Genomic DNA, 3,651 nt, shown 5'->3' with positions numbered 1-3,651 from the left:
GATTATTTCCAAATCTTTAACTTCTTCAAAATTGAAATCGCTTAAAGCGGCATTAACCATATCCTCAATCACTTTTTCGTTTCCAAGTTTTCCGAGCAAATATCGGACGAATAAGTCATTTAGTTTGTTAATTTCCCTATTTCTTTTCATAAATGTAATTATAACAGAATAATTTTATTTGTCAAAATTTAATCATATAAATAAATTCTGAAAATAAAGATTTGGAGGATAAAATTATAAATAAAGTCGATGAGATTTTTAAGATTAAAAATAAAAATTCAAATGAGGATGTGTCTGAAATTGAGGAGGAGATTGATAAGATTGTTTATAAATTATATGATTTAAGGGAAGAAGAGATAAATATAATTGAAAATGGCAAGTATTTTGGATAAAAAGCTTGTTATTATAAGAAATTATACAGCCTCGATATTCCTCGTTGCAATTATATCAGCTCCAGCAATATTTGACGCTATAATATCTCCTATACGAACGGGGGCTTTAACTTTTACATCTTTCAAAGCATGAAGGCAAATATTTATTTTATCTTTATCTATAGGTTCTTTTGTTTTTACGGGCAGCATTTTTAATTTTCCGTTTTCCACTTTAACTATTGTTGTAACCATTCTAACGGGACGAACTATTTCCGCCCTTGCGTAAGTGTCGCCTCGTTTACAAGTATTCCCGCTAACTTTTACAACCTCGTTATTTTCCATTTCGATATTTAACGCGCATCCCATAGGACAGCATATACAAGTCAATTCTTTATTTTCCATAAATTAATTATCCTCTATTTTAAATTCTATATTTTTTAAATCCTTTTTCAATAACATATCTTTTCCCAATTTCAAGGTTTCCATTTCGCCTGGGGCAAATATCAAATGTTTTTTATGAACTAACCTTTCTCCGTCAAAATAAACATTCAAAAATTTATTCGTAAATACTCCGCCGACTCTAAAACGAACGGTAAGCCCTTCGTCTATATTGTCGACATTAACGATAGACGGAACGGTATAACGAACTCCGTTTGAAGCTTTTAAACAAATATAATTTTCTTTTTCTTTTTTTGTTTTCTTATTTAAAATGTAAAGCGCCGCGCTTTTTCCCGCAGTCTCCGCCTCTTCCGAAACAAAATCTACCAAATCATGCACATGCAAAGCGTTTCCGCATGAAAATATTCCCTCAATATTAGTTTCCAAACTTTCGTTTACTATAGGTCCCGATGTAATCGGATTTATTTCAATTCCTATCTCTTTTGAAAGTTCGTTTTCTGGAATAAGTCCGACAGACAAAAGCAAAGTGTCGCAAGAGTAATATTCTTCCGTTCCTTTTATAGGTTTCATTTTCTCGTCAACTTTCGCTATCGTCACTCCTTCGATTCTATCTTTTCCTTTAATGTCTATAACCGTATGGCTTAATTTCAACGGGATATTAAAATCGTCCAAACATTGAACGATATTTCTTTTTAAGCCCCCAGAAAATGGAAGAATCTCGGCAACCACTTTTACATTCGCTCCTTCAAAAGTCATTCTCCTCGCCATAATAAGCCCAATATCGCCCGAACCCAATATTACGACTTCTTTTCCCGGCATATAACCTTCTATATTCACTAAATGTTGCGCCGCTCCCGCCGAAAATATTCCCGCTGGACGATAGCCCGCTATATTAAGCGCGCCTCTCGCCCTCTCTCTGCATCCCATAGCCAATATTATAGCTTTAGTTTTGATTTGAATATAGCCTTCTTCTTTATTTATATAAGTTATATTTTTGTCCGCGTCTATATTCAAAACCATAGTATTTAATTTATATTCTATTTTCAAATCTATAACTTTTTCTATGAATCTATAAGCGTATTCTGGTCCAGTTAATTCTTCGTTAAATCTATGAAGTCCAAAACCATTATGAATGCATTGATTCAATATTCCGCCCAAAACTTCGTCTCTTTCTATAATGAGCAAATTTTCTATTCCGTTTTCTCTTGCCGAAATAGCCGCCGCAAGCCCAGCGGGTCCTCCGCCTATAATGACAATATCGTAAGATTTCATTATATCTCCTTATCTATTCCTTTAAGTATTTCAGAACCTTTTTCGGACTTCGTAATATTCAATATGTCAATTTTAAGTTCTCTTGAAAGTATTTCCATTATTTTTGGCGAACAGAATCCTCCTTGACATCTTCCAAGTCCAGCTCTCACTCTTCTTTTAACTCCGTCCAAAGAACGTGCTCCAATCGGACTTCTTATGGCTTCGACAATTTCGCCTTCCGTTATTTTTTCGCATCTACAAATTATATGTCCGTATAAAGGATTTTCTTTTATAAGTTTATTTTTTTCTTCTGTTGTCAAACTCATAAATTTTGTAATGCCTTTTCTCTTCTCTATAAAATCTTTTTTGGTTTCCAACTTCGCTTTTTCTTTCAATATGTCGGCTACCATAACTCCAACGGCGGGCGAGCTAACAAGTCCAGGAGATTCTATTCCCGCGCAGTCAATAAAATTTTCGCAATCCTCGACTTCCTTAATTATAAATTCATGTCCGTCTTCATGAGGACGAAGCCCCGCAAAAGAAGTGATTACTTTATTATAAGGAATGTTTTTTACCGTTAATTTTGATTTTTCTATGACTTGACTCAAACCTTCCGCTGTGGTATTTACTCCTTCTTTATTTTCTATATCAATCGCTGTCGGTCCAATCATTAGATTTCCATGAACCGTTGGAGTAACCAAAATACCTTTTCCAAATTTACTCGGCAAAGCGAATATCGTAGAAGAAACTATATTTTTAACCTCGCTGTCGAGCAGAATATAATCTCCTCTTCTTGGATTTATTCTTATTTTATTTGCGCTTACCATATTATGAAATTTGTCGGCATAGATTCCAGCGGCGTTTACGATATATTTTGTTTTTATTATTCCGTTGTTAGTCGAAACTTCGAATATATCATTAACTTTTTTTATATCCAAAACTTCCGTATTGAATCTGAATTCCACTCCGTTATCCGCCGCATTTTCCGCATAAGCTACATTGAGTATAAAAGGGCAAACTATTCCGCCTGTAGGAGCGTATAAAGCGGCTACCACATTATCGTTTAGATTAGGCTCTTTTTCAAAAACTTCTTCTCTATTCAATATTTTTAAACCTTCGACTCCGTTTGCAATTCCTCTTTCGTATAATTTTTGTAGACTCGGCATATCGTCTTCGTTTGCGCATACCACTAAAGAACCGTTTAATTTGAAAGGAACATTCAAATCTTCGGCTATTTTAGGCATCATTTTATTTCCCAAAACATTTAATTTTGCCATAAGCGAACCGTTGGCGGCGTCAAATCCCGCATGAGCTATTCCGCTATTTGCTTTTGAAGTTCCCGAACAAACATCTTCGCATTTTTCGACTACGCATATATTCGCCTTATATCTCGATAATTCTCTTGCGGATGAAGTCCCCGATACTCCAGCGCCTATTATTAATATGTCATACATAAAATACCTTTATTTTTTTATAAACCATTTTTTAATAATTTTTTATAAATATCATAAATTAAAATATAATCCGTATATCGAAATAATCAATATACGGATTACAAAATTTTGTTATACCGCCCAGTTTTTGGCTCTTTCAACGGCTCCGCCCAGTTTTTGGCTCTTTCAACGGCTTT

At 34.4% G+C, this 3,651-nt stretch carries 4 protein-coding genes; 1 reads left to right on the top strand and 3 read right to left on the bottom strand.

Annotated elements, in window-relative coordinates:
* Positions 1-221 precede the first annotated feature (221 nt).
* The gene (locus EZH24_RS14115) at positions 222-392 is read left to right on the top strand and encodes a hypothetical protein (protein WP_161976125.1); all 171 of its coding nucleotides are present in this window, start codon (positions 222-224) and stop codon (positions 390-392) included.
* Between the two features lie 21 nt (positions 393-413).
* Here EZH24_RS14115 and EZH24_RS08665 read toward each other — a convergent pair whose 3' ends face one another.
* Genes EZH24_RS08665 through EZH24_RS08655 form a run of 3 tightly spaced genes read right to left on the bottom strand, consistent with a single transcriptional unit; the run spans position 414 to position 3,475 of the window.
* On the bottom strand, positions 414-773 hold the full coding sequence (locus EZH24_RS08665; RefSeq protein WP_137998770.1) for a DUF1667 domain-containing protein: 360 nt from the start codon (positions 771-773) through the stop codon (positions 414-416).
* A gap of 3 nt (positions 774-776) precedes the next feature.
* Complete coding sequence (locus EZH24_RS08660; protein ID WP_137998769.1) at positions 777-2,042, bottom strand: NAD(P)/FAD-dependent oxidoreductase; 1,266 nt, start codon at positions 2,040-2,042, stop codon at positions 777-779.
* Entirely contained in the window at positions 2,042-3,475 is a 1,434-nt protein-coding gene (locus tag EZH24_RS08655; protein WP_137998768.1) for an NAD(P)/FAD-dependent oxidoreductase, read from the bottom strand. The genes EZH24_RS08660 and EZH24_RS08655 overlap by 1 nt, the downstream gene beginning before the upstream one ends.
* Between the last annotated feature and the right edge of the window lie 176 nt (positions 3,476-3,651).

It is taken from the genome of Brachyspira catarrhinii (assembly GCF_005518285.1).
Taxonomy (GTDB): domain Bacteria; phylum Spirochaetota; class Brachyspiria; order Brachyspirales; family Brachyspiraceae; genus Brachyspira; species Brachyspira catarrhinii.
The sequence above is the reverse complement of the archived record's forward strand: the minus strand, read 5'-3'. Positions and strand labels throughout refer to the sequence as shown.